This window comes from Rhodovarius lipocyclicus, assembly GCF_009900765.1.
GTDB classification, from domain to species: Bacteria; Pseudomonadota; Alphaproteobacteria; order Acetobacterales; family Acetobacteraceae; genus Rhodovarius; species Rhodovarius lipocyclicus.
Genome location: NZ_JAAABL010000007.1, coordinates 1 through 24,538, shown reverse-complemented (window position 1 = coordinate 24,538; position 24,538 = coordinate 1). Strand labels below are relative to the sequence as shown.

The window sequence follows — 24,538 nt, the reverse complement described above, 5'->3', positions numbered from 1 at the left end:
CGCCGGTCAACGCGGCGCCGGCAGCCCATGCACCAGGGACTGGACGAAGCCGATCTTGCCCACCACCACCGGCGACAGCACGAAGGGGTAGAGGTCCGCCACGCCCATGCTGCGGTTCAGGCTGTTCACCGCGACCGTCAGCGGCACCCAGGCCGCCATCAGCTCCTCGATGCGGGTGCTGGCATAGGGGTCGAAGGCGACTTGGGCCGTCAGCCCGCCGGCCGTGTCCGCGCGGGGCCGGATGCCGAGGCCGAGCGCGGCCGCCATCTCCAGCGTGTCCACGATGTGCAGGTAATGCGCCCAGGTCTCGGCGAAATCCTCCCACGGGTGGCAGGCGGCATAGGTGCTGACGAAATGCTGCTGCCAGTCGGCGGGCGGGCCCTGTTCGTAGTTGCGTTGCAGCGCCTGGCCGTAATCCTGGCTGTCATCGCCGAAGACGGCGCGGCAGGCGTCCAGCCGCCCGCCGTCGCGCACCAGCCGGTCCCAGAAATAATGGCCGGATTCATGCCGGAAATGGCCCAGCAGGGTGCGGTAGGGCTCGTTCATGCTGGTGCGGCGGCGGGCGCGCTCGGCGTCGTCGGCCTCGGCGAGCGCGATGGTGATCAGCCCGTCATCGTGGCTGGTCATCACCCGCTCTGCGGCGTTGGGGGTGTCGGCCAGGATGTCGAAGGCCAGGCCGTTCTCCGGCGCCTCCGCCCGGGTCCGCATCGGCAGGCCCAGCCGCACGAAGCTGTAGAAGGCGCGGTGCTGCGCCACCTCGATCTTGCGCCACAAGGCCAGGTTGTTGGCGTCCGACAGGTCCGGGATGGTGCGGTTGTGCCGGCAGGCGAGGCACAGCGCCTCCCCGCCCTCGGCCGCGACCATCCAGTTGCAGCCCTCCAGCCCCGCATTGGCGCAGAAGCGCAGCGGGCGGCCGGGGTCGGCGGCGGGGCGGAACAGGCCGGTGGTGCCCTCGGCCTCCAGGGCTGACAGCACGTTGGCTTCCGGCAGGTAGCCGAGCGTGGCGCCGCAATTCTCGCAGCGGGTGTTCTCGAAATAGAGAACCTGGCCGCAATGCTGGCAGGAAAACAGGCGCATGGGGGAAAGGCATCCGGACTGGGTACGGAGCCGGAACGCCCGAGGGATGCGGAGGTTGCGCGCCCCGCCGCATGGGGTGCCAGGAGCCTTGCGGCTCCTGGCGGGGAACACTCAGTTCTTGGCCTTGTCGACCAGGGCGTTCTTGCTGATCCAGGGCATCATGGCGCGCAGCTTGGCGCCCACTTCCTCGATCGGGTGCTCGGCCAGCTTGCGGCGGGTCGCCTTAAAGGAGGCCTGGTTGACCTTGTTCTCCAGCATCCAGTCGCGGGTGAAGCGGCCCATCTGGATGTCCTCCAGCACCTTCTTCATCTCGGCCTTGGTCTCGGAGGTGACGATGCGCGGGCCCGTCACGTACTCGCCATACTCGGCCGTGTTGCTGATGGAGTAGTTCATGTTCGCGATGCCGCCCTCATAGATGAGGTCGACGATCAGCTTCACCTCGTGCAGGCACTCGAAATACGCCATCTCGGGGGCGTAGCCGGCCTCGCACAGGGTCTCGAAGCCCGCCTTGATCAGCTCGACCAGGCCACCGCACAGCACGGCCTGCTCACCGAACAGGTCGGTCTCGCACTCTTCCTTGAAGGTCGTCTCGATGATGCCGGCGCGGCCGCCGCCGACGGCGGAAGCATAGGACAGCGCGATCTCCAGCGCATTGCCCGACGGGTTCTGGTGCACGGCCACCAGGCACGGCACGCCGCCGCCCTTCAGGTATTCGCCGCGCACGGTGTGGCCGGGGCCCTTCGGCGCGATCATGAACACGTCGATGTCGGCGCGGGGCTCGATCAGGTTGAAGTGCACGTTCAGGCCATGGGCGAAGGCGAGCGCCGCACCCGGCTTCATGTTGGCGTGCAGGTGATCGCGGTACAGGTCGCCCTGCAGCTCGTCCGGCGTCAGCACCATCACCACATCGGCCCACTTCGCCGCGTCGGCGGGGGTCATCACCTTGAAGCCGGCGGCCTCGGCCTTCTTCCAGGAGGCGCCGGGGCGGGCACCGATGGCCACTTCGGTGGCGCCGCTGTCGCGGATGTTCTGGGCATGGGCGTGGCCCTGGCTGCCGAAGCCTACGATCACGACCTTCTTGGCCTTGATCAGGTTCACGTCCGCGTCGCGGTCGTAGTAAACGCGCATGTCTTTCTCCAATTTTCTATATTGTGCAATATATGCCCAATATAAGTATAATTTATATCCTGCATAGATATAAAATCAAATCAATTGTAAGTCCAACAAAGCCATAAATCATAACATAAACACTAATGGTGTGATAGAATGAAAATAAATCCCCCCATGGTCTAATAGATTTGGAAATTTTCTTTCCAAGAAGAAAGAATTTACTCAAAAAATTATCGTCAGAATCGGAGTCGACAAAATTAATTGCAGATTCAACTCCAGAATCAGATTTGGCTATGAATTCAAATTCATTAGAAATTCCCATCGACTCCAATTTTTTTAAGGCGGCTTTGTAATAAATAAAATTACGCTCTCTCTTCTCAAGTATATGCAACATTACCGCTGAAATATATGAGTTAAAATGATTTATAAATGATGATATGCATATTAAAGATATGTGTAGATAAAAGCCAGATGTCTCCTTTAGGACAAAAAGTAAGGTGGCAATTACTACGGAAGTGCCCGCCACGGATGCGCTGGTTATGTTTCCAAGAATACTGTCGTATTGCCGAACATAATTCCCATATTCTGCGGCAAACTTAATATGAAATTCCACTACATCCTTGGCGGAGAAATTCTGAGCGTTCTCAATGTCTTCTTCTGGCAAATGTTCCATGTGCCTATGCGGCGATGTGCCGCGTTCCCCGTGCGATGGCCACCGCCCCGGTGCGGCAAATCTCCGCAAGCCCGAGCGGGCGCATCAGCGCGCAGAAGGCGTCGATCTTCTCGGCATTGCCGGTCATCTCGAACACGAAGCTCTCGGTGGTGGCGTCCACCACCCGGGCGCGGAAGGCATCGGCCAGCCGCAGCGCCTCCACCCGGTGGTCGCCCTGGCCCACGACCTTGATCAGCGCCAGTTCGCGCATCAGGTGCGGGCCTTCCAGCGTCAGGTCGCTCACCTGGTGCACCGGCACCAGGCGGTCGAGCTGCGCCTTGATCTGCTCGATCACCATCTCCGTGCCGGAGGTGACGACGGTGATGCGGGAAATCCGCCCCGTCTCGTCCACCGGCGCCACGGTCAGGCTGTCGATGTTGTAGCCGCGGCCGGAGAACAGGCCGATCACGCGGGCGAGCACGCCCGCCTCGTTCTCCACCAGCACCGCGATGGTGGCGGAGCGTTGATTCATATCGGACATTGTTCTTACACCAACACCTTGCCTTCATCGGTCACGGAGCGCGCGTTGCCCTCCTGATCGGGGCCCAGGATCATGTCGTTGTGGGCCGCCCCCGACGGGATCATCGGGAAGCAGTTCTCGTCCTTCGCCACCATGATGTCGGCGATGACCGGGCCCGGATGGGCGATCATCTCCCGGATCACGTCATCCAGCTGGTCGGCGTTCTCGGCGCGCAGGCCCTTGGCATGGAAGCTTTCGGCCAGCTTCACGAAATCGGGCAGGGCGGCGGAATAGCTTTCGGAATACCGGCCGCCATGCAGCAGTTCCTGCCACTGGCGCACCATGCCCATGTATTCGTTGTTCAGGATGAACACCTTCACCGGCAGGCGGTACTGCGCCAGCGTGCCCATCTCCTGGATGTTCATCAGGATGCTGGCCTCGCCCGCGATGTCGATGCACAGCGCGTCGGGGTGGGCGATCTGCGCGCCCATGGCGGCCGGCAGGCCATAGCCCATGGTGCCGAGCCCGCCCGAGGTCAGCCAATGGTTCGGCTTGTCGAAGCCGAAATACTGGGCGGCCCACATCTGGTGCTGCCCCACCTCGGTGGAGATGATGGTGTCGCGCCCGGTTTCGCGCGTGATCTCGAACAGGCGCTTCACCGCGTGCTGCGGCTTGATGATCGGGCCCTGCTGCTTGTAGGCGAGGCAGTTGGTGGCGCGCCATTCGTTGATCCGCTGCCACCAGCCGGCCAGGGCTTTCTTGTCCTGCTGGGTGCTGTCGGCCTTCCAGGCCTCGATCAGGGCGGCCAGCACGCGGCCGGCATCGCCCACGATCGCCACATCCACCTTCACGTTCTTGTTGATGGAGGACGGGTCGATATCGGCGTGGATCTTCTTGGAACCCGGGCTGAACGCATCCAGCCGGCCGGTCACGCGGTCATCGAAGCGCGCGCCGATGTTCAGCATCACGTCGCAGCCATGCATGGCCAGGTTCGCCTCCACCGTGCCGTGCATGCCCAGCATGCCTAGGAAGTGCGGGTCGCTGGCCGGGAAGGCGCCGAGCCCCATCAGCGTGTTGGTGCAGGGCATGTTGGCCATGTGGGTGAACTCACCCAGCAGGCGCGAGGCCTCGGGCCCCGCGTTGATCACGCCGCCGCCGGCGTAGATCACGGGGCGCTTGGCACCCTTCAGAAGCTTCACCGCCTCCTGGATGCGCGCCGCGTCGGGCTCCACCTGCGGGCGGTAGCTGCGATGGGGCGTGGAGGGGGGCGGCGCGTCCGTATAGGGCGCGGGCTTGATCAGGATGTCCTTCGGCAGGTCGATCACGACCGGGCCGGGCCGGCCGGACTTCGCCACATGGAAGGCCTCATGCACCACGCGGGCCAAATCCTCGCTCTTTTTCACCAGGTAGTTGTGCTTGGTGGCGGGGCGGGTGATGCCGGTGGTGTCGGCCTCCTGGAAGGCATCATTGCCGATCAGGTGCGTGGGCACCTGGCCGGTCAGGCAGATGATGGGGATGCTGTCCATCAGCGCGTCCACCAGACCGGTGACGGCGTTGGTCGCACCGGGGCCGGAGGTGACCAGCACCACGCCCACCTTGCCGGTGGAGCGGGCATAGCCCTCCGCGGCGTGCACCGCGGCCTGCTCATGCCGGACCAGGATGTGGCGGATGGCGTTCTGCTGGAACAGCGCGTCGTAGATCGGGAGTACGGAACCGCCGGGATAGCCGAAGATCACCTCTACGCCCTGCTCCTTCAGCGCGCGAAGGATGACCTCGGCACCCGGACGCAGATCCGTGGTGGCAGGCGCAGGGGTGGTGATGGCGGACATGGTTTTCCCGTGGTTGGCGTTTACCCGGCCTACCTATGCCTGCCGCGATGCAGCGTCAACCGCGTTGCGCACGAAAGTGACCAATTTTTCCTGTTCACTTTCCGAAAATTGCGCAAGACCCGCGAAACGCGCATGGATCATATGCAAGGCGCTGGGGGCCACCAGCGCCTGGTGCCGGAACCAGGTCGCCTGCCGCTTGGTGTACTGCCCGGTGTTGAGGATGGCGCGTTCCCGGGCCTGGGCGGGAGTCATTTCTCCGAGAAGCATCGCCCGCAGCTCCGGCACGCCATGGGCGCGCATGGCGGGCAAAGCGGGGTCCAGGGGCAGCAGGGCGCGCACCTCCTCGATCGCGCCACCGGCCAGCATAGCGTCGAAGCGGGCGGCGATGGCCGCGCGCAGGGCCTCGCGCGGCGGGTCCAGCAGGATGGCGCTGAAATCCCAGGGGGCGGGGGGCAGCACCGGGGCCTCGCGCTGCCAGGCGGCCAGGCCCCGGCCGGTGGCGATCTGGATCTCCAGCGCGCGGGTCACGCGCTGGCTGTCGCCGGGGCGCAGTTTCGCGGCGGTCTCGGGGTCCAGCAGGGCGTGCAGGGCCTCGGGGCCGCGTTCGGCCAGCAGGGCGCGGGCCTCGGCGCGGGCGGGCTCGGGCACCTCCGACAGGGCGGAGAGGCCCTGGGTCAGCGCGCGCAGATACATCCCCGTGCCGCCGCACAGGATGGGCAGGCGGGCCTGGGCCATCTCGGCCAGCGCGGCTTCCCGCCACCAGGCCACATCGGCGGCCTGGGCCGGGTCGCGCACGCCATACAGGCGGTGCGGGGCCCGGGCGGTGTCCTCCGGCCCCGGCTGGGCCGTGATGACGGCCATGCCGGCATAGCATTGCATGGCATCGGCATTGATGACCGTGCCGCCCAGCATCTCGGCCAGTTCCAGCGCCAGCGCCGATTTGCCGCTGGTGGTCGGGCCACAGACGATCAAGGCAGGCGGGTTGCGCGCTTCGGCCGGCTTCTGCATGGTCCGCCCGCCATGCCGCATATCCTCACGCTTGTCGCGCCCCCTGGCGCGCTTTCCGCCCACCTGCTGCCGGGAATCCGCCAGGCCCTGGCCACGCTCGGCGCCGATTGCGGCACGCCCGACTGGCTGGCCGAGGCCGAGGCGGTGGACATCCCCTTCGACAACCTGGCCAATGAGCCCGCCATGGCCGCCGCCCGCCGGGTGCTGGCGGAGGCCCCGGTGGACGTGATCGCCCAGCCCGTCGAAGGCCGCCGCAAGAAGCTGCTGCTGGCCGACATGGACAGCACCATCGTCACCAGCGAAACGCTCGACGAACTGGCCGCCGAGGCCGGGCTGAAGGACCGCATCGCGGCCATCACCGCGCGGGCCATGAATGGCGAGCTGGACTTCAAGGCCGCCCTGCGGGAACGCGTGTCGATGCTGAAGGGGCTGGAGGAAGCGGCCCTGGAACGCACCTGGGCCACCACGGAGCTGATGCCCGGCGCCCGCCCCCTGCTGGCCACCATGCGCGCCGGCGGGGCGCACACCGCGCTGGTCTCGGGCGGTTTCACCTTCTTCACCGGCCGCGTCGCCAAGCTGGTGGGGTTCCATGAGCACCACTCCAACACGCTGGGCATCGCGGACGGCACCCTGACCGGCGCGGTGGAGGAACCCATCCTGGACAAGGACGCGAAGCTGGCCACGCTGAAGCGCCTGGCCGCCGCCCGCGGCCTGGCCCTGACGGAGACCCTGACGGTGGGCGACGGCGCCAACGACCTGCCCATGCTGCTGGCGGCGGGGCTGGGCATCGCCTATCACGCCAAGCCCAGCGTGCAGGCCCAGGCGCGCTTCCGCCTGAACCACGTGGATCTGCGCGGGCTGCTGTTCGCGCAGGGCTACCGCGCCAGCGAGATCCTGCCGGGCTGATCAACCCGGCAGGCTATAGCCCCGCCACTGCTTCTTCATCTCCGCCTTCCACAGCTTGCCGGTGGCGGTCAGCGGCAGGGATTCCACGAATTCCACCGCGTCCGGCACCCACCATTTGGCCACCTGGCCGTCATAGATGCGCAGGATGTCCTGGGCATCGGGCGTGCAGCCCGGCTTGGGCACCACCAGCAGCAGCGGGCGTTCGTCCCATTTCGGGTGATGCACCGGGATGACGGCGGCCAGCGCCACATCCGGGTGCCGCAGCGCCAGGTTCTCCAGCGTGATGGAGCTGATCCACTCGCCGCCGGATTTGATCACGTCCTTGGCGCGGTCCACGATCTCGATGCAGCCCAGCGGGTCCACCGTGACCACATCGCCCGTGCGCATCCAGCCATCGGGGGTAAAGGCGTGGTCGTGGGCGCGGTTGAAATAGCCGCTGGCGACCCAGTGGCCCTGCACCTGCATCTCGCCGAAGGCGCGGTCGTCATGCGCGATGGGCTGGCCCGCATCGTCCAGCACCCGGTAATCCACGCCGAAATGCGGCCGGCCCTGCTTGCGGGAGTAGTGCAGGAACTCCTCCTGCGACCAATGGGCGTTTTCCGCCTTGCGGGAATTGGTGGAGCCGAGCGGGCTGATCTCCGTCATGCCCCAGGCATGCAGGATGGAGACGCCGTATTCCTTCAGGAACGCCTCCGTCACGGCCACCGGCAGGGCGGTGCCGCCGACCACCAGGCGCGGCGGGTGGGCGAAGCGGCGGTGGGGCTCGGCCTCCAGCCATTGCAGCAGGGCGGTCCAGATGGTGGGCACGCCGGCGCTGAAGGTCACGCCCTCGGCCTCGAACAGGCTGTGCAGGCTGACGGGGTCCAGCTTCGGCCCCGGCAGCACGAGCCCGCTGCCCGCCATCGGCGCGGAGTAGGGCAGGCCCCAGGCGTTCACATGGAACATCGGCACCACGGGCATCACCGTATCCAGCGCCCGCAGCGCGAAGACATCGGGCTGAATCGCCGCCATGGCGTGCAGCACGGTGGAGCGGTGGGAGTATAGCACCCCCTTCGGCTCGCCGGTGGTGCCGGAGGTATAGCACAGCGCGCTGGCCGAGCGTTCATCCAGCAGAGGCCAGTCGTAGCCGGTGCTCTCGCCCGCGATCAGCTGATCGTAGCTGAGGACGGGGACGGAGAGGGCAGGGGGGGCCGCCTCGGGATGCCCCTCGCCCAGCACCACCACGGCGCGCAGGCTGGCGGGCAGGCGGTCCGCCACCTTCTCCAGCACCGGCAGCAGGGAGGCATCGACGAACAGCGCCACATCCTGCGCATCGTTCAGGATGAAGGCGACCTGTTCGGGGAACAGGCGCGGGTTCACCGTGTGCAGCACCGCCCCGCTGCCCGAGACGGCATAGTACAGTTCCAGATGCGGTAGGGTGTTCCAGGCCAGGGTGGCCACGCGCTCCGTCCGCCGCACCCCCAGCCGGTGCAGCCCATGGGCCAGCTGGGCGGCGCGCGCCGCCACCTCCGGGTAGCTGCTGCGGGTCATGCGCCCGTTGGCGTCCACGCTGGCGATGCGCGCCCCCTGGTGGTGGCGCGCCGCATGGCGCAGGATGGATGAGATGAGCAGCGGATGCTCCTGCATCAGGCCCTGCATAATTTCCTCCCTGGTTTTTGTTGGGAGGAACTATCGGGACTTCCATCCCGGGAATGCAAGCCGCAACCCGCCCGCCCCACGGGCGTTACGCCCCCGCACCCCTCACGGAGACGACATCATGGGCTTTCTGGCGCGCACGGCGATCACCGCCTTCGCCTTTTGGTGCGCGGATGCGCTGCTGGATGATCTGAGCTTCAGCGGCCCGTTCAGCCTGTTCTTGGCCGCGATCGTGTTCGGGGTGGTGAACGCGCTGATCCGCCCGGTGCTGTTGCTGCTCTCCCTGCCCTTCACGATCGTGACGCTGGGCTTCTTCATCCTGGTGGTGAACGCGGCGATGCTGGGGCTGACCTCGGCGCTGATCCCGGGGATGAAGATCGACGGCTTCGGGGCGGCCTTCTGGGGCGCGCTGATCGTCTCCATCGTGTCCTGGCTGGTGAACCGCAGCATCGGCGACGGTTCGCCGCGATAGGGCCTACACCGCCGCTGCCAGGCGCCCCTGGTCCAGCTGCTGCCGGTCGAATTCCTCGGCGCTGACGGGGCGGCCATACATGTAGCCCTGGGCCTCGTGGCAGCCTTCCTGGCGCAGGGCTTCGGCCTGGGCCTCGGTCTCCACCCCCTCGCCCACCAGCTCAACCCCCACGGCGCGGGCCATGCTCACCACGGCGCGGACCAGGGCGCGGGCCTCCCCGTCATCGGCCAGGTCCTTCACGAAGCTGCGGTCGATCTTGATGCGGTCGAATTCCAGCTGCCGCAGATGCGACAGGCTGGAGAAGCCGGTGCCGAAATCATCTAGCGCGATCTTCACCCCGCTGCGCCGCAGGCGGCGGATATTGGCCTTCACATTGTCCACATCCTGCAGGATGGCGGTCTCGGTCATCTCGATTTCGAGCTGGGCGGGGTCCATCCCCGTCTCGCGCAGGATGCGCTCCACGGTCTGGGCGAAGCGCGGTTCCCGCAACTGCACGGCGGAGGCATTGACGGCCACCCGCAGCGCGGGGCGGGCGGCGCCGAAGCGGCAGGCCTCCGCCAGGACGAATTCGCCCAGCGGCAGGATCAGCCCGGTATCCTCGGCCAGCGGAATGAAATCGCTGGGCATGTGGCGGTTGCCCTGCGCGTCCTCCCAGCGGACCAGCGCCTCGGCCCCCATCACGCGGCCCGTCTCCAGCAGCACCTGGGGCTGATAGACCAGCCGGAATTCATGGTGCTTCAGCCCTTCGTGCAGGGCGGCTTCCATCGCGCGGCGGCGGCGCTGGGCCTCATTCATCGCGGGTTCGAAGAAGCGCCAGATCCCCCGGCCCTCGGCCTTGGCGGCATAGAGCGCCACATCGCCTTCCTGCTGCAGCATGCCGGGCTCATGCGAGCCGTCGCTGACCGCGATGCCCACCGAGACGCCGATCTCCACATGCTTGCCCTCCAGCTCCACCGGCAGGGCGATGGCGCCGATCACGCGCCGGGCCAGCATCTCCGCTTCCTCGGGCCGTTCCAGTGTCGGCATCAGGATGGAGAATTCGTCCCCGCCCAGCCGGCCCACCGTGTCCGAGCCGCGGACGCAGAGCTGCAGGCGCTCCGCGACCCGGCGCAGCAGCTGGTCCCCGGCGGCATGGCCCAGCGTGTCGTTCACTTCCTTGAAGCGGTCCAGGTCCAGGCAGAGCAGGGCGATGGTGCGGCCATCGCGCGCGGCGGCCACCAGGGCCTGATGCAGCCGGTCCTGGAACAGGGAGCGGTTAGGCAGCCGGGTCAGCGGGTCGAAATTGGCCATCCAGGTCAGGCGTTCGGTCAGGCGCTCGCGCTCGGCCAGGTTTTCCCGGAAGCGTTCCACGGCCAGGCGCAGGTCGCGCAATTCCTGGATGGCGGGCATGCCGAAATGGGAAAGGCTGACCGCCGGCCGGCCTTCGCCCAGTTCCCGCAGTGCCTGGCTGAGCGTGCGCAGGCGCTGGGCCAGCCGGGTGCCCAGGAAGGCCACGGCCGGGATCAGCAGGAACAGCACGAACAGCACCGACAGCACGATGCCCCCCACGGCCAGGTTGCCGGGGCGGTCCACCTCCGCCTGCGGCCACAGCACCAGCACGCCCAGGTCGCTGCCGGGGATGTTCAGATGGCGGTAGAGGGTGATGAGCCGTTCGCCCGCCAGCATCATGTGCAGCGGCCCGGGCTGGCTGGGGCCATGCCACTGCCGGAACAGGGAATCGGGGTTCACGGTGATGGTGCCCGCCAGCAATTCGTCGCTGGACACCAGCAGCAGGTCACGGCGCAGCAGGCGGGAGATATCGGCCACGAAGGCCGCGTTCACGGGCCGGATGAGGGAGATCCAGCCGACATGCTCGCCTGCGTGGATCACGGGCGCGTTGCCGGCCAGCATCAAGCTGCCGGGGGTGCGCGGGTCATGAATGATGCGGGTGAAGGCGTTGGCGTCGGCCTCCCCCACCGCCGCGGGCGCGCTGACCAGATCCACCCGGAAACGGCCGCGCGCAGCCTCTCCCATGGTGCTGGCCAGCACCGATCCGTTGCGCAGGACCACCTCCAGCTGCTCGATATCGGTGCCCACGCTGGTCATGTTGCGGCGGGCGCGTTCCAGCAGGGTATCCGCCGCGGCATGGTCCTGATCGGCCAGGGCCTGGGCCAGGGTGCGGCGGTCGGCGGCCACGGAGGCATGCACGGCCAGGGTCTCGGATATTTCATCCAGCAGGGCCAGCACGCTGTCGGCGTCGTGGCTGAGATTGGCACGGGCTTCCTGCAGGGCGTTGCGCTGCACGAAGCCGGCGCTGAGCGTGCCGGCCATCAAGGCGGCCAGCAGCGGCGGCAGTAGCCCGCCCAGCAGCAGGGCCGTGCGCAGCCGCACTCCCGGGAACGCTCCACGCAGCCAGTGCCGGAAACGCCTCATCATCCGTGTTCTGGCGACGGAGCGCCAGAAGGGGGCGTCCCTAGGCATAGGCGGGGCTCATGCTTCTCGCTCCGGGTCAGCGCGTGACATTAGACTAAAGAATCGCAACGGAACGTGAATGAAGCATCACACGGGTCGATGAAGCAGCAAAACTATGCGTGATGGATGACATTCCCCTCCTCGACCCCGCCGCCCCGGGCGGTGCGTGGGGCTAGACAGGGGGGCGGAAAGGGTCTAGAGCGGCGCCCCGCCGGGAATAACCCCGGCGCCCCACCAGTGACACCACTGGGGAACGCGGGAGATAAGGCCGGCTCCGTAAGGATCTGGCCCTTGTCGCATGCACCGCGGGCCTCTGAGGACCATTGTCCCGGGTTACAGAGGATAGATTTATGGCCAAGAAGATTGTTGGCTACATCAAGCTGCAGATTCCCGCCGGCAAGGCGAACCCCTCGCCGCCGGTCGGCCCCGCGCTGGGTCAGCGCGGCCTGAACATCATGCAGTTCGTGAAGGAATTCAACGCGGCGACGCAGCAGATGGAGCCGGGCACCCCGACCCCTGTCGTCATCACGGCCTTCTCCGACCGCACCTTCTCCTTCATCACCAAGACCCCGCCCAACACCTACTTCCTGCTGAAGGCGGCGAAGATCGACAAGGGCAGCGTGACCCCCGGCAAGGGCGCCAATGTGGGCCGCGTGACCAAGTCCCAGCTGGCCGAGATCGCCAAGGTGAAGATGAAGGACATGAACTGCACGGACATCGAGTCCGCCGTGCGCCAGCTGGCCGGGTCCGCCCGCGCCATGGGCGTGTCCGTGGTGGAGGGCTGAGATCATGGCAAAGCTGACGAAGCGCGCGAAGGCCCTGGCCGCGACCGTGGACGAGAGCAAGCTGTACGGCCTGAATGAGGCGATCGACCTGGTGAAGGCGAACGCGAAGGCCAAGTTCGACGAGACGATCGAGATCTCGATGAACCTGGGCGTGGACCCCCGCCATGCGGACCAGATGGTGCGCGGCGTGGTGGGCCTGCCGAACGGCACCGGCAAGACCGTGCGCGTGGGCGTGTTCGCCCGCGGCCCGAAGGCCGAGGAAGCCAAGGCCGCCGGCGCCGACGTGGTGGGCGCCGAGGAACTGGCCGCCGCCGTGCAGGAAGGCAAGATCGACTTCGATCGCTGCATTGCGACCCCGGACATGATGGCCCTGGTCGGCCGCCTGGGTAAGATCCTGGGCCCGCGCAACCTGATGCCGAACCCCCGCCTGGGCACCGTGACGATGGACGTCAAGGGCGCCGTGACGGCGGCCAAGGCCGGCCAGGTGGAGTTCCGCGCCGAGAAGGCCGGCATCGTGCATGCCGGCATCGGCAAGGCCTCCTTCCCCGCCGACAAGCTGCTGGAAAACGCGAAGTCCTTCATCGACGCGATCCAGAAGGCCCGTCCGGCCGGTGCCAAGGGCACCTATGTGAAGAAGGTCGCGGTGTCCTCCACCCAGGGCGCCGGCGTGAAGGTGGACGTGGCGTCCATCTCCGCCTGAAGAAATGCGAGCCACCCTTCCGGGTGGCCGAGCAGGGGGCTGGCTTGCCAGCCCCCGAACCTGTCTGAGATCGCATGTGGGGTTCGCCCCTTGAAGGATGGTTTCCATCCGCAGGCGGGAGGCGGGGCGCAGGAACGGGCCGGGTAACACCGGCTTGGCTTGGGTTCCGGCTTTTTACTGAGACAGGCGAACCATGGGCCGTGATGGGTTCTCCATCCCGGCCCGCGTGTGAACCGGCCGGTTCACCGCGGTGCGCCCCGTGAAAAGGGCGGGCCCGGTGCCCCGGCCACCATCGGAGACGACACGTGGATAGGACGGAAAAGCGCGAATTCGTCGCGTCGCTCGCCGCGATCTTCGCGGACACGTCCTTCGTTCTGGTGGCCCGCAACGACGGTCTGACGGTTCAGGCCGTCGACAAGTTGCGGCGCCAGATGAAGGACGCGGGCGCGACGTACAAGGTCGCGAAGAACCGCCTGGCCGTGCGCGCCCTGGATGGCACCCGTTTCCAGGCCATTTCGCCTCTGCTGAAGGGTCCGACCGCGCTCGCGTGGTCGACGGACCCCGTGGCGGTGGCGAAGACGGCCGTGGAGTTCGCCAAGGGTAACGACAAGTTCGTGATCCTCGGCGGGGCGCTGGGCGCCCAGAGCCTGACGCTGGATGGCGTCAAGGCCCTGGCCGAACTGCCCTCGCTGGAAACGCTGCGCGCGCAGCTGCTGGGTCTCATCCAGACCCCGGCGTCGCGCATCGCCTCGGTGCTGCAGGCACCGGGCGGGCAGCTGGCACGGGTGTTCAAGGCTTACGCCGACAAGGACGCCGCATAGTCCGGAACTGCTGTTACACCCGGGCGTCATGTTTTCGCGGCCCGGGTTGTCAAACCCAAGTCAAGCCCTTATCTGAAGGAACATTATCATGGCCGATCTCGCAAAGCTGGTGGACGAGCTGTCCAGCCTGACCGTTCTTGAGGCTGCCGAGCTGTCGAAGCTGCTCGAGGAGAAGTGGGGCGTTTCCGCCGCCGCTCCCGTTGCCGTGGCTGCCGCCCCGGCCGCTGGCGCCGCCGCCCCGGCTGCCGAAGCGCAGACCGAGTTCACGGTTATCCTGGCCGACGCTGGCGACAAGAAGATCAACGTCATCAAGGAAATCCGCACGATCACGGGCCTGGGCCTGAAGGAAGCCAAGGACCTGGTCGAGGGCGCGCCCAAGACCGTGAAGGAGTCGGTGTCCAAGGACGAAGCCGACAAGATCAAGAAGGTGCTGGAAGAGAACGGCGCCAAGGTCGAGGTCAAGTGATCCCGCGGCCCGGCCTTCGGGCCGGGCCGGACTATACTTTACGGGGAGCGGGCGAGGACCAGAGGGTCCTCGTCCCTCTCTGCGTTTCAGGGGGCCTTCGGGCCTGACGTGTCATCAGCCCTACCGGGCTGATCATTTGAGGAAGCTGGACAGGCATGAACGCTATCTCCAAGCCGTTCAAGGGCAGCAAGCGCATCCGTCGTAGCTTTGGGCGCCTGCCCGAAGTCGCGCCGATGCCCAACCTGATCGACGTGCAGCGCTCCTCCTATGCGCAGTTCCTGCAAATGGACACGCCGCCGGACAAGCGCACGCCGACCGGTCTGCAGGAAGTGTTCAAATCCGTGTTTCCCATCGATGATTTCGGTGGCCGTGGCCGGCTGGAATTCGTCCAGTACGAGCTGGAGGAGCCGAAATACGATGTTGAGGAATGCATTCAGCGCGGCCTGACCTTCGCCGCCCCGCTGAAGCTGCGTCTGCGCCTGATCGTGTGGGATATCGACGAGGACACGGGCAGCCGCTCCGTCCGCGATATCAAGGAGCAGGACGTCTACATGGGCGACATGCCCCTGATGACGGACAACGGCACCTTCATCGTGAACGGCACCGAGCGCGTCATCGTCAGCCAGATGCACCGCAGCCCGGGCGTGTTCTTCGACCACGACAAGGGCAAGACGCACAGCAGCGGCAAGTACCTGTTCGCCGCGCGCGTGATCCCGTATCGCGGTTCCTGGCTCGACTTCGAGTTCGATGCCAAGGACATCTGCTATGTCCGCATCGACCGCAAGCGCAAGCTGCCGGCCAGCACCCTGCTGCTGGCGCTGGACAGCGCGGCCACCGTGGCCAAGCGCGCCCAGGCCGCCGCCGAGGGCCGTGACCTGGAGCCGGGCGAGATCCGCGGCATGGACGCCGAGGAGATCCTGAACGCCTTCTACGGCCAGGTCGCCTTCACGCGCACCCCCAAGGGCTGGGCCCGTCCCTTCGACCCCGAGGCGTTCCGCGGCATCAAGCTGCAGGAAGCGCTGGTGGACGCGAAGACGGGTGCCATCGTGGCCGACAAGGACACGAAGATGACCCCCCGCGCCGCCCGCAAGATCGCCGAGGGCGGCACCACCGAGGTGCTGGTCGGCCGCGCTGACCTGCTGGGCCGTTTCCTGGCCGAGGACCTGGTGAACCTGGAGACGGGCGAGCTGTGGGGCGAGGCCGGCGAGGAGCTGACCGAGGCCCGGCTGGCGACCATCGAGGAAGCGGGCATCGACACGCTGCCGACGCTGGCTATCGACCAGTCCGTGGGCCCCTGGCTGCGCAACACCCTGATGGTGGACAAGAACACCAGCCGCGACGACGCGCTGATGGACATCTACCGCGTGATGCGCCCCGGTGAGCCGCCGACGCCCGAGACCGCCGAGGCGCTGTTCAAGGGCCTGTTCTTCGACCAGGAGCGCTACGACCTGTCGGCCGTGGGCCGCGTGAAGATGAACATGCGCCTGGGCTTCAGCAACGAGGAGGTGCTCGACACCATCCGTGTGCTGCGCAAGGACGACATCCTGACGACCCTGCGCATCCTGCTGGAACTGAAGGACGGCAAGGGTTCGGTCGACGACATCGACAACCTCGGCAACCGGCGTGTGCGCTCGGTCGGCGAGCTGATGGAGAACCAGTACCGCCTGGGCCTGCTGCGCATGGAGCGCGCGATCAAGGAGCGCATGGGGTCGGTCGATATCGACACCGTGATGCCGCATGACCTGATCAACGCGAAGCCGGCGGCCGCCGCCGTGCGCGAGTTCTTCGGCTCCTCGCAGCTGTCCCAGTTCATGGACCAGACCAACCCGCTGTCCGAAGTGACGCACAAGCGCCGCCTCTCGGCGCTTGGCCCTGGCGGTCTGACCCGTGAGCGCGCCGGCTTCGAGGTGCGTGACGTGCACCCGACCCATTACGGCCGCATCTGCCCGATCGAGACGCCGGAAGGCCCGAACATCGGCCTGATCAACAGCCTGGCCACCTTCGCCCGGGTGAACAAGTACGGCTTCATCGAGACGCCGTACCGCCTGGTGAAGGACGGCAAGATCGTCGGCGAGCCGCGCTACCTCTCCGCCATGGAGGAGGAGAAGCTGATCGTCGCCCAGGCCGATGCCGAGGTCGACGCGGCCACGGGCGAGTTCAAGTCCGAGCTGGTCTCCGTGCGTCAGTCGGGCGATTTCCGCCTGGTGCCGCCGGAGCAGGTGACCGCCATCGACGTGTCGCCGAAGCAGCTGGTCTCCGTCGCCGCCGCGCTGATCCCGTTCCTGGAGAACGACGACGCCAACCGCGCGCTGATGGGCTCCAACATGCAGCGCCAGGCGGTGCCGCTGGTCAAGTCCGACGCGCCGCTGGTCGGCACGGGCATGGAAGCCGCCGTGGCCCAGGATTCGGGCGCCGCGATCTCGGCCAAGCGCGAAGGCGTGGTGGACCAGATCGACGGTGCGCGCATCGTGGTGCGCGCGACGGGCAATGATGGCCAGACCATCGGCGTGGACATCTATCGCCTGCGCAAGTTCCAGCGATCCAACCAGTCCACCTGCATCAACCAGCGCCCGCTGGTGAAGGTGGGCGACCGGGTTTCGCCGGGCGACATCATCGCCGACGGTCCGAGCACGGAGCTGGGCGAGCTGGCCCTGGGCCGGAACGTGCTGGTCGCGTTCATGCCCTGGAATGGCTACAACTTCGAGGACTCCATCCTCATCAGCGAGCGCATCGCGCGCGACGACGTGTTCACCTCGATCCACATCGAGGAGTTCGAGGTCAGCGCCCGCGACACCAAGCTGGGCCAGGAGGAAATCACCCGCGACATCCCGAACGTCGGTGAGGAAGCCCTGCGCAACCTCGACGAGGCGGGCATCGTCTATGTGGGTGCCGAGGTGCAGCCGGGCGACATTCTGGTCGGCAAGGTGACGCCGAAGGGCGAAAGCCCGATGACGCCGGAGGAAAAGCTCCTCCGCGCCATCTTCGGCGAGAAGGCGTCCGACGTGCGCGACAGTTCCCTGCGGCTGCCCCCGGGCACCACGGGCACCATCGTGGACGTGCGCGTGTTCAACCGCCGCGGCGTCGACAAGGACGAGCGCGCCATGGCGATCGAGCGCGCCGAGGTGGAGCGCCTGGCCAAGGACCGCGACGACGAGAAGGCGATCCTGGAGCGCAACTTCTTCGGCCGCCTGCGGGAGCGCCTGCTGAACCGCAAGGCGTCCGGCGGCTTCAAGGCCGTGAAGCCCGGCACGCCGCTGACCGACGACATCCTGGAGCAGTTCGCCCCCGCGACCTGGCGCCAGATCGGCGTGCAGGACGACGCGGTGATGGCCGAGATCGAGGCCATGAAGCGCGAGTTCGACGCCGCGGTCGAGAAGCTGCAGAAGCGCTTCGAGAGCAAGGTGGAGAAGCTGCAGCGCGGCGACGAGCTGCCCCCGGGCGTGATGAAGCAGGTCAAGGTGTTCGTGGCGGTGAAGCGCAAGCTGCAGCCGGGCGACAAGATGGCCGGCCGTCACGGCAACAAGGGTGTGGTGTCCCGCGTCGTGCCCGTGGAGGACATGCCGTTCCTGGAGGATGGCACCTCGATGGACCTGGTGCTGAACCCGCTGGGCGTGCCGTCGCGCATGAACATCGGCCAGATCCTGGAAACCCATCTGGGCTGGGCCTGCGCGAATCTCGGCAAGCAGGTCGGTGAGCTGGTGGAGGAATACCGCCGCCACTCCGGCGTGCGTGAGGAACTGCTGGCCAAGCTGAAGGACGTGTACGGCGACGAGATCTTCGAGCGCGACATCGCGCCGATGAGCGAGGAGCAGCTGTTCGAGCTGGGCGACAACCTGAAAAAGGGTATCCCCATCGCGACGCCGGTCTTCGACGGCGCGCGCATCAGCGACATCGAGGGCATGCTGGAGAAGGCGGGGCTGCACAAGTCCGGCCAGATGCAGCTGACCGATGGCCGCACGGGTGAGCCGTTCGAGCGCAAGACCACGGTCGGCTACATCTACATGCTGAAGCTGCACCACCTGGTCGACGACAAGATCCACGCCCGCTCGATCGGCCCCTACTCGCTCGTCACCCAGCAGCCGCTGGGCGGCAAGGCGCAGTTCGGTGGCCAGCGCTTCGGCGAAATGGAGGTCTGGGCCCTCGAAGCCTATGGCGCCGCCTACACCCTGCAGGAAATGCTGACGGTGAAGTCGGACGACGTGGCCGGCCGTACGAAGGTCTATGAGGCCATCGTGCGCGACCAGGACAGCTTCGAGGCCGGCATTCCGGAAAGCTTCAACGTGCTGGTCAAGGAGCTGAAGAGCCTGGGCCTGAACGTCGAGCTCGAGCCGCGCAACGATTGATGATGAGTGGCCGGCGCCCCGGGCGCCGGTCCCGACTACCCCTTTCACCGCCCTTTCGCCGCCCTCGGGGCGCCACCACCAGGGGCAGGATGGAGACGAGAGCGACATGAATGAGCTGATGAAGATTCTGGGCCAGACGGGCCAGTCTGTGACCTTCGATCAGATCAAGATCACCATCGCTTCTCCCGAGCAGGTGCGCAGCTGGTCCTACGGCGAGATCAAGAAGCCGGAGACCATCAACTACCGCACCTTCAAGCCGGAGCGGGACGGGCTGTTCTGCGCCCGTATCTTCGGCCCGATCAAGGACTACGAGTGCCTGTGCGGCAAGTACAAGCGCATGAAGTTCCGCGGCATCGTGTGCGAGAAGTGCGGCGTGGAAGTGACGCTGGCCAAGGTCCGGCGTGAGCGCATGGGCCATATCGAGCTGGCCTCCCCCGTCGCGCATATCTGGTTCCTGAAGTCCCTGCCGTCCCGCGTCGGCCTGATGGTCGACATGACGCTGAAGGACCTGGAGAAGGTCCTGTACTTCGAGTCCTATGTGGTGCTCGAGCCGGGCCTGACGGACCTCAAGCTGCATCAGCTGCTGAACGAGGACCAGTTCCAGCAGAAGCTGGACGAGTTCGGCGAGGACAGCTTCAGCGTCGGCATCGGCGCCGAGGCCGTGAAGCAGATCCTGACCGGCAACGACCTGGACAAGGACGCGACCCGGCTGCGCGCCGAGCTGAAGGAGACGACCTCCGAGGCCAAGCGCAAGAAGCTGGTGAAGCGCCTGAAGCTGATCGAGGCCTTCCTCGAGAGCGGTTCGCGCCCCGAGTGGATGATCATGGACGTGGTGCCCGTGATCCCGCCCGAGCTGCGCCCGCTGGTGCCGCTGGACGGCGGCCGCTTCGCGACGTCCGACCTGAACGACCTGTACCGCCGCGTCATCAACCGCAACAACCGCCTGAAGCGGCTGATCGAGCTGCGCGCGCCCGACATCATCGTGCGCAACGAAAAGCGCATGCTGCAGGAAGCGGTGGACGCGCTGTTCGACAACGGCCGCCGCGGCCGCGCCATCACGGGTGCCAACAAGCGCCCGCTGAAGTCGCTGTCCGACATGCTGAAGGGCAAGCAGGGTCGCTTCCGGCAGAACCTGCTGGGCAAGCGCGTTGACTACTCCGGCCGTTCGGTCATCGTGGTCGGGCCCGAGATGAAGCTGCACCAGTGCGGCCTGCCCAAGAAGATGGCGCTGGAGCTGTTCAAGCCCTTCATCTACTCGAAGCTCGAGAAGTACGGCCACGCCACCACCATCAAGGCCGCGAAGCGGATGGTGGAGAAGGAGCGTCCCGAGGTGTGGGACATCCTGGAAGAGGTGATCCGCGAGCATCCGGTGATGCTGAACCGCGCGCCGACGCTGCACCGCCTGGGCATCCAGGCCTTCGAGCCGACGCTGGTCGAGGGCAAGGCGATCCAGCTGCACCCGCTGGTCTGCACCGCCTTCAACGCGGACTTCGACGGCGACCAGATGGCCGTGCACGTTCCCCTGAGCCTCGAGGCCCAGCTGGAAGCGCGCGTGCTGATGATGTCCACCAACAACATCCTCAGCCCCGCGAACGGCAAGCCGATCATCGTGCCGTCGCAGGACATCGTGCTCGGCCTGTACTTCCTCAGCATCGACACGCCCGAATACAATGTGGCGAAGCAGCGGATCGAGGAAGTGCGCGCGCTGGTGGCTTCCGCCCAGGCCAAGGGCGGCAAGAACCTGACCGAGTCCGAGGCCGAGGCGCTGAACTATCGCCCGCACATCTATCGTGGCCTGGGTGAGGTGGAGCAGGCGCTGGCCGCCGGCGTCATCCGCGTCCACACCGCGATCCATGTCCGCGTGCCGGCCCCCCGCATGGTGGGCGACAGCACGACGGAAACCGTGGTGACCACGCCGGGCCGCCTGATGATGGGCGCCCTGCTGCCCAAGGATCCGCGCACGCCCTTCAGCCTGGTGAACCGGCTGCTGACGAAGAAGAACATCTCCGACGTCATCGACATGGTCTACCGCCATTGCGGCCAGAAGGAGTCGGTGATCTTCGCCGACCGCCTGATGGGCCTGGGCTTCAAGCAGGCCGCCCGCGCCGGCATTTCCTTCGGCAAGGACGACATGATGATCCCGCCCGAGAAGGCGGAGCTGATCGCGAAGACCAAGTCCGAGGTGAAGGAGTTCGAGCAGCAGTACCTCGATGGCCTGATCACGGCCGGCGAGCGCTACAACAAGGTGGTTGACGCCTGGTCGCGCTGCACGGACGCGGTTGCCGCCGCCATGATGAAGGAGATCTCCCGTCAGGAGGTGGGCAAGACCACCAACTCGATCTGGATGATGTCCCACTCCGGTGCGCGTGGTTCGCCGGCGCAGATGCGCCAGCTGGCCGGCATGCGCGGCCTGATGGCCAAGCCCTCGGGCGAGATCATCGAGCAGCCGATCATCTCGAACTTCAAGGAAGGCCTGACCGTGCTGGAGTACTTCAACTCCACCCACGGCGCCCGCAAGGGCCTGGCCGACACGGCGCTCAAGACCGCGAACTCCGGCTACCTCACCCGCCGTCTGGTGGACGTGGCGCAGGACAGCATCATCGTCATCCCCGATTGCGGCACCGAGAAGGGCATCACTGTCCGCGCCGTGATGGATGGCGGCGAGGTGGTCAGCCCGCTCTCCGAACGCATCCTGGGCCGCACCGTGCAGCGGGACATCATCGACCCGGTGACGGGCGACGTGATCCTGGCGCGCGGCGACCTGGTCGAGGAAGCCGATGCCGAGCGCGTCGAGAAGGCCGGTGTCGAGGAAGTCTATATCCGCTCGGTGCTGACCTGCGATGCGCGGACCGGCGTGTGCGGCAAGTGCTATGGCCGTGACCTGGCGCGCGGCACGCCCGTCAACGCCGGTGAGGCGGTGGGCGTGATCGCGGCCCAGTCGATCGGTGAGCCGGGCACGCAGCTGACCATGCGCACCTTCCACATCGGTGGCGCGGCGCAGCGCGGTGCCGAGCAGTCCGCGGTGGAAGCCACGGCCGACACCATCGCCAAGGTGTTCAACCTGAACATCGTGGTGAACAGCTCCGGCGCGCCCGTGGTCATGAGCCGCAATTGCGAAATCGCGCTGATCGACTCCAACGGCCGTGAGCGCGCGCGCTTCCGCGTGCCGTATGGCGCGAAGATGCTGGTGAAGGATGGTGACCATGTCACGCGCGGCCAGAAGATGGCCGAGTGGGACCCGTTCACCCTTCCGATCCTGACGGAAACGTCCGGTACCGTGGAATACGCCGACCTGATCGAAGGCGTGACCATGGTGGAGCGGACCGACGACGTGACCGGCATGTCCAGCAAGGTGGTGGTGGACTACAAGTCCAACGCCAAGGGCGCCGACCTGCGTCCGCGCCTGCTGCTGAAGGACAGCAACGGCACGCTGCTGAAGCGCATGACCGGTGGCGACGCCATCTACTTCCTGACGCCGGACACGGTGCTGTCCGCCGACAATGGCATGCAGGTCTCGGCTGGTGACGTGGTGGCCCGTCTGCCGCGCGAATCCTCCAAGACGCGTGACATCACCGGCGGTCTGCCGCGCGTGGCCGAGCTGTTCGAGGCCCGGCGCCCGAAGGACGCCGCCATCATCAGCGATGTCGATGGGCGGGTGGAGTTCGGCAAGGACTACAAGGCCAAGCGCCGCATCATCGTGAAGGCGGATGCGGTGGGCGACGAGCCGCCGATCGAGCGCGAATACCTGGTGCCGAAGGGCAAGCACGTGTCCGTGCAGGAAGGCGACTATGTCCGTGCCGGCGACCCGCTGGTGGACGGCCCCCGCGTTCCGCACGACATCCTGCGCGTGCTGGGTGTGGAGGCGCTGGCCAACTACCTGGTCAACGAGATCCAGGACGTCTACCGGCTGCAGGGCGTGAAGATCAACGACAAGCATATTGAAGTGATCGTCCGCCAGATGCTGCAGAAGGTGGAAATCCTGGATCCGGGTGACACCACCTATCTGATCGGTGAGCAGGTCGACCGCATCGCGTTCGAGATCGAGAACGAGAAGCGGATCGAGGTGAAGGAACGCCCGGCCCGCGCCGAGCCGGTGCTGCAGGGCATCACCAAGGCCTCGCTGCAGACCGAGTCGTTCATCTCGGCGGCCTCCTTCCAGGAGACGACGCGCGTGCTGACCGAGGCCGCTACGGCGGGCAAGGTGGACGTGCTGCAGGGCCTGAAGGAGAACGTGATCGTCGGCCGCCTGATCCCGGCCGGCACGGGCTCCGTGATGAACCGTCTGCGGGCCCTGGCGGCCCAGCGCGACAAGGGGCAGCTGACGCCGTCCCAGCCCGCGATGAACCAGACGGCGATTCCGGCGCCGGAGTCGCCCGCGGCAGCGGAGTAAGGGGAGGGGGATTTTTCCCCCTTTTCCAAGGGTTTCGCCTATGGCGGCGCAGCAATTCCAAGGCTGCGCCGCCATATGTGTTTTTACGGGGAAGCTTCGCTTGACTCCTGGGCCCCGGCCCCGTAGTTAGCGGCCCTCGGCCAAGCTGAACCGAAAGGTTTGGGCTTGGGGTGTTTTTCAATCGCTGCGCCGCCGGCGCCGCCTCTCAGGATTTGAGGGGCTGAGGCCGGTGGCGGGTCGAATGCCCCGTTGGGAGCGCACTGGCGCGACCTGGCGGGGTGATCGGCTTTCTGGAGACCTGAAGGGGCGTCATGCCGACGATCAACCAGCTCATCGCGGGTGCGCGAGAGCCCCGCGCAAGCCGGAACAAGGTTCCCGCGCTGCAGGGCTGCCCGCAAAAGCGCGGCGTTTGCACGCGCGTTTATACGACGACGCCGAAGAAGCCGAACTCGGCTCTTCGTAAGGTCGCGAAGGTGCGCCTGACCAACGGCTTCGAAGTGGTGAGCTACATCCCCGGCGAAGGCCATAACCTTCAGGAACACTCCGTGGTGCTGATCCGCGGCGGCCGCGTGAAGGACCTTCCGGGCGTCCGTTACCACATCCTCCGCGGCGTGCTCGACACGCAGGGTCTGCCGAAGCGGCGCAAGCGGCGCTCGCTGTACGGCGCCAAGCGGCCGAAGTAAGGAGTTCGAGCGATGTCGCGTCGCCATAGCGCCGAAAAGCGCGAAGTTCTGCCGGACCCCAAGTTCGGTGATGTCGTGCTCAGCCGTTTCATGAACGTGCTGATGTATGATGGTAAGAAGAGCACCGCCGAAGGGATCGTTTACAGCGCCCTCGATGGTCTCAAGAAGCGGATGGGCCAGAACGCCGATCCCCTGCGCCTGTTCCATGAGGCGCTGGACAATGTGAAGCCGGCCGTCGAGGTGCGTTCGCGCCGCGTGGGTGGTGCCACCTACCAGGTTCCCGTCGAGGTTCGTACGGACCGTCGTCAGGCGCTCGCGATCCGCTGGATCATCGACAGCGCCCGGAAGCGTGGTGAGAACACGATGGAAGAGCGCCTTTCGGCAGAGCTCCTGGACGCGGCCAACAACCGCGGCACGGCTGTGAAGAAGCGCGAAGATACGCACCGGATGGCGGAGGCTAACAAGGCCTTCAGCCACTACCGCTGGTAAGACACGAGAGCTGACGGAACACGACGATGGCCAAGGCGAAATTCGAGCGGAACAAGCCGCACTGCAACATCGGGACGATCGGCCATGTGGATCATGGCAAGACGTCCCTGACGGCCGCGATCACCAAGGTGCTGGCGAAGTCCGGTGGTGCGTCCTTCACGGCGTATGACCAGATCGACAAGGCTCCCGAGGAGCGCGCTC

19 protein-coding genes are annotated in these 24,538 nt (G+C 66.5%); 11 read left to right on the top strand and 8 right to left on the bottom strand.

What is annotated here, in order from left to right:
- Window positions 1-6: 6 nt before the first annotated feature.
- From GT007_RS08585 to miaA, 6 genes are all read right to left on the bottom strand, one after another.
- A complete protein-coding gene (locus GT007_RS08585) occupies window positions 7-1,077 on the bottom strand; it encodes a zinc-binding metallopeptidase family protein (RefSeq protein WP_160121194.1) in 1,071 nt (356 codons plus the stop codon).
- A gap of 111 nt (window positions 1,078-1,188) precedes the next feature.
- Entirely contained in the window at window positions 1,189-2,205 is a 1,017-nt protein-coding gene (gene ilvC / locus GT007_RS08580) for a ketol-acid reductoisomerase (protein ID WP_160121193.1), read from the bottom strand.
- Window positions 2,206-2,257: 52 nt separating this feature from the next.
- Window positions 2,258-2,860, bottom strand: a complete 603-nt coding sequence (locus GT007_RS08575) for a hypothetical protein (protein WP_160121192.1) — start codon at window positions 2,858-2,860, stop codon at window positions 2,258-2,260.
- Window positions 2,861-2,864: 4 nt separating this feature from the next.
- Complete coding sequence (ilvN, locus tag GT007_RS08570) at window positions 2,865-3,380, bottom strand: acetolactate synthase small subunit (RefSeq protein ID WP_160121191.1); 516 nt, start codon at window positions 3,378-3,380, stop codon at window positions 2,865-2,867.
- A gap of 5 nt (window positions 3,381-3,385) precedes the next feature.
- The gene (locus GT007_RS08565) at window positions 3,386-5,188 is read right to left on the bottom strand and encodes an acetolactate synthase 3 large subunit (protein WP_160121190.1); all 1,803 of its coding nucleotides are present in this window, start codon (window positions 5,186-5,188) and stop codon (window positions 3,386-3,388) included.
- Between the two features lie 33 nt (window positions 5,189-5,221).
- Entirely contained in the window at window positions 5,222-6,196 is a 975-nt protein-coding gene (gene miaA, locus GT007_RS08560) for a tRNA (adenosine(37)-N6)-dimethylallyltransferase MiaA (RefSeq protein WP_160121189.1), read from the bottom strand.
- 12 nt (window positions 6,197-6,208) lie between these two features.
- Here miaA and serB point away from each other — a divergent pair, with 12 nt between their 5' ends.
- The gene (gene serB / locus GT007_RS08555) at window positions 6,209-7,102 is read left to right on the top strand and encodes a phosphoserine phosphatase SerB (RefSeq protein WP_160121188.1); all 894 of its coding nucleotides are present in this window, start codon (window positions 6,209-6,211) and stop codon (window positions 7,100-7,102) included.
- On the opposite strand, the gene GT007_RS08550 is transcribed toward serB, so the two are convergent.
- The gene (locus GT007_RS08550; protein ID WP_201451837.1) at window positions 7,103-8,728 is read right to left on the bottom strand and encodes a long-chain fatty acid--CoA ligase; all 1,626 of its coding nucleotides are present in this window, start codon (window positions 8,726-8,728) and stop codon (window positions 7,103-7,105) included.
- A gap of 130 nt (window positions 8,729-8,858) precedes the next feature.
- Here GT007_RS08550 and GT007_RS08545 point away from each other — a divergent pair, with 130 nt between their 5' ends.
- Window positions 8,859-9,209, top strand: a complete 351-nt coding sequence (locus GT007_RS08545) for a phage holin family protein (RefSeq protein WP_160121186.1) — start codon at window positions 8,859-8,861, stop codon at window positions 9,207-9,209.
- 3 nt (window positions 9,210-9,212) lie between these two features.
- Here the strand turns inward: GT007_RS08545 and GT007_RS08540 are convergent, their stop codons facing one another.
- Entirely contained in the window at window positions 9,213-11,579 is a 2,367-nt protein-coding gene (locus GT007_RS08540; RefSeq protein WP_160121185.1) for a putative bifunctional diguanylate cyclase/phosphodiesterase, read from the bottom strand.
- Between the two features lie 431 nt (window positions 11,580-12,010).
- Here GT007_RS08540 and rplK point away from each other — a divergent pair, with 431 nt between their 5' ends.
- The 9 genes from rplK to GT007_RS08495 form a co-directional block, all read left to right on the top strand.
- Complete coding sequence (gene rplK / locus GT007_RS08535; RefSeq protein ID WP_160121184.1) at window positions 12,011-12,445, top strand: 50S ribosomal protein L11; 435 nt, start codon at window positions 12,011-12,013, stop codon at window positions 12,443-12,445.
- A gap of 4 nt (window positions 12,446-12,449) precedes the next feature.
- Window positions 12,450-13,145 (top strand): 50S ribosomal protein L1, encoded by a 696-nt coding sequence (gene rplA, locus GT007_RS08530; protein WP_160121183.1) that lies wholly within the window; start codon window positions 12,450-12,452, stop codon window positions 13,143-13,145.
- Window positions 13,146-13,450: 305 nt separating this feature from the next.
- Complete coding sequence (gene rplJ, locus GT007_RS08525; RefSeq protein ID WP_160121182.1) at window positions 13,451-13,966, top strand: 50S ribosomal protein L10; 516 nt, start codon at window positions 13,451-13,453, stop codon at window positions 13,964-13,966.
- An 88-nt stretch (window positions 13,967-14,054) separates the two neighbouring features.
- Complete coding sequence (gene rplL / locus GT007_RS08520) at window positions 14,055-14,432, top strand: 50S ribosomal protein L7/L12 (RefSeq protein WP_160121181.1); 378 nt, start codon at window positions 14,055-14,057, stop codon at window positions 14,430-14,432.
- A 155-nt stretch (window positions 14,433-14,587) separates the two neighbouring features.
- Window positions 14,588-18,775 carry a DNA-directed RNA polymerase subunit beta gene (gene rpoB / locus GT007_RS08515; protein WP_160121180.1) on the top strand — a complete coding sequence of 1,396 codons (4,188 nt, stop codon included), beginning with the start codon at window positions 14,588-14,590 and terminating at the stop codon, window positions 18,773-18,775.
- Window positions 18,776-18,881: 106 nt separating this feature from the next.
- On the top strand, window positions 18,882-23,165 hold the full coding sequence (rpoC, locus tag GT007_RS08510) for a DNA-directed RNA polymerase subunit beta' (protein WP_160121179.1): 4,284 nt from the start codon (window positions 18,882-18,884) through the stop codon (window positions 23,163-23,165).
- A gap of 311 nt (window positions 23,166-23,476) precedes the next feature.
- A complete protein-coding gene (gene rpsL / locus GT007_RS08505; RefSeq protein ID WP_160121178.1) occupies window positions 23,477-23,848 on the top strand; it encodes a 30S ribosomal protein S12 in 372 nt (123 codons plus the stop codon).
- 12 nt (window positions 23,849-23,860) lie between these two features.
- Window positions 23,861-24,337, top strand: a complete 477-nt coding sequence (gene rpsG, locus GT007_RS08500; protein ID WP_160121177.1) for a 30S ribosomal protein S7 — start codon at window positions 23,861-23,863, stop codon at window positions 24,335-24,337.
- A 26-nt stretch (window positions 24,338-24,363) separates the two neighbouring features.
- Window positions 24,364-24,538 (top strand): GTP-binding protein (locus GT007_RS08495; protein ID WP_236571573.1); only part of this gene is annotated, 175 nt, incomplete at its 3' end.

What these genes read in the sequence shown, in the direction of transcription:
- GT007_RS08550 (WP_201451837.1), bottom strand. Translation starts at nt 8,728, where the DNA reads ATGCAGGAGCATCCGCTGCTCATCTCATCCATCCTGCGCCATGCGGCG.
- rpoC (WP_160121179.1), top strand. Translation starts at nt 18,882, where the DNA reads ATGAATGAGCTGATGAAGATTCTGGGCCAGACGGGCCAGTCTGTGACC.
- rpoB (WP_160121180.1), top strand. Translation starts at nt 14,588, where the DNA reads ATGAACGCTATCTCCAAGCCGTTCAAGGGCAGCAAGCGCATCCGTCGT.
- GT007_RS08565 (WP_160121190.1), bottom strand. Translation starts at nt 5,188, where the DNA reads ATGTCCGCCATCACCACCCCTGCGCCTGCCACCACGGATCTGCGTCCG.
- rpsL (WP_160121178.1), top strand. Translation starts at nt 23,477, where the DNA reads ATGCCGACGATCAACCAGCTCATCGCGGGTGCGCGAGAGCCCCGCGCA.
- ilvC (WP_160121193.1), bottom strand. Translation starts at nt 2,205, where the DNA reads ATGCGCGTTTACTACGACCGCGACGCGGACGTGAACCTGATCAAGGCC.
- GT007_RS08585 (WP_160121194.1), bottom strand. Translation starts at nt 1,077, where the DNA reads ATGCGCCTGTTTTCCTGCCAGCATTGCGGCCAGGTTCTCTATTTCGAG.
- rplL (WP_160121181.1), top strand. Translation starts at nt 14,055, where the DNA reads ATGGCCGATCTCGCAAAGCTGGTGGACGAGCTGTCCAGCCTGACCGTT.
- GT007_RS08545 (WP_160121186.1), top strand. Translation starts at nt 8,859, where the DNA reads ATGGGCTTTCTGGCGCGCACGGCGATCACCGCCTTCGCCTTTTGGTGC.
- rpsG (WP_160121177.1), top strand. Translation starts at nt 23,861, where the DNA reads ATGTCGCGTCGCCATAGCGCCGAAAAGCGCGAAGTTCTGCCGGACCCC.
- serB (WP_160121188.1), top strand. Translation starts at nt 6,209, where the DNA reads ATGCCGCATATCCTCACGCTTGTCGCGCCCCCTGGCGCGCTTTCCGCC.
- GT007_RS08575 (WP_160121192.1), bottom strand. Translation starts at nt 2,860, where the DNA reads ATGGAACATTTGCCAGAAGAAGACATTGAGAACGCTCAGAATTTCTCC.
- miaA (WP_160121189.1), bottom strand. Translation starts at nt 6,196, where the DNA reads ATGCAGAAGCCGGCCGAAGCGCGCAACCCGCCTGCCTTGATCGTCTGT.
- ilvN (WP_160121191.1), bottom strand. Translation starts at nt 3,380, where the DNA reads ATGTCCGATATGAATCAACGCTCCGCCACCATCGCGGTGCTGGTGGAG.
- rplA (WP_160121183.1), top strand. Translation starts at nt 12,450, where the DNA reads ATGGCAAAGCTGACGAAGCGCGCGAAGGCCCTGGCCGCGACCGTGGAC.
- rplK (WP_160121184.1), top strand. Translation starts at nt 12,011, where the DNA reads ATGGCCAAGAAGATTGTTGGCTACATCAAGCTGCAGATTCCCGCCGGC.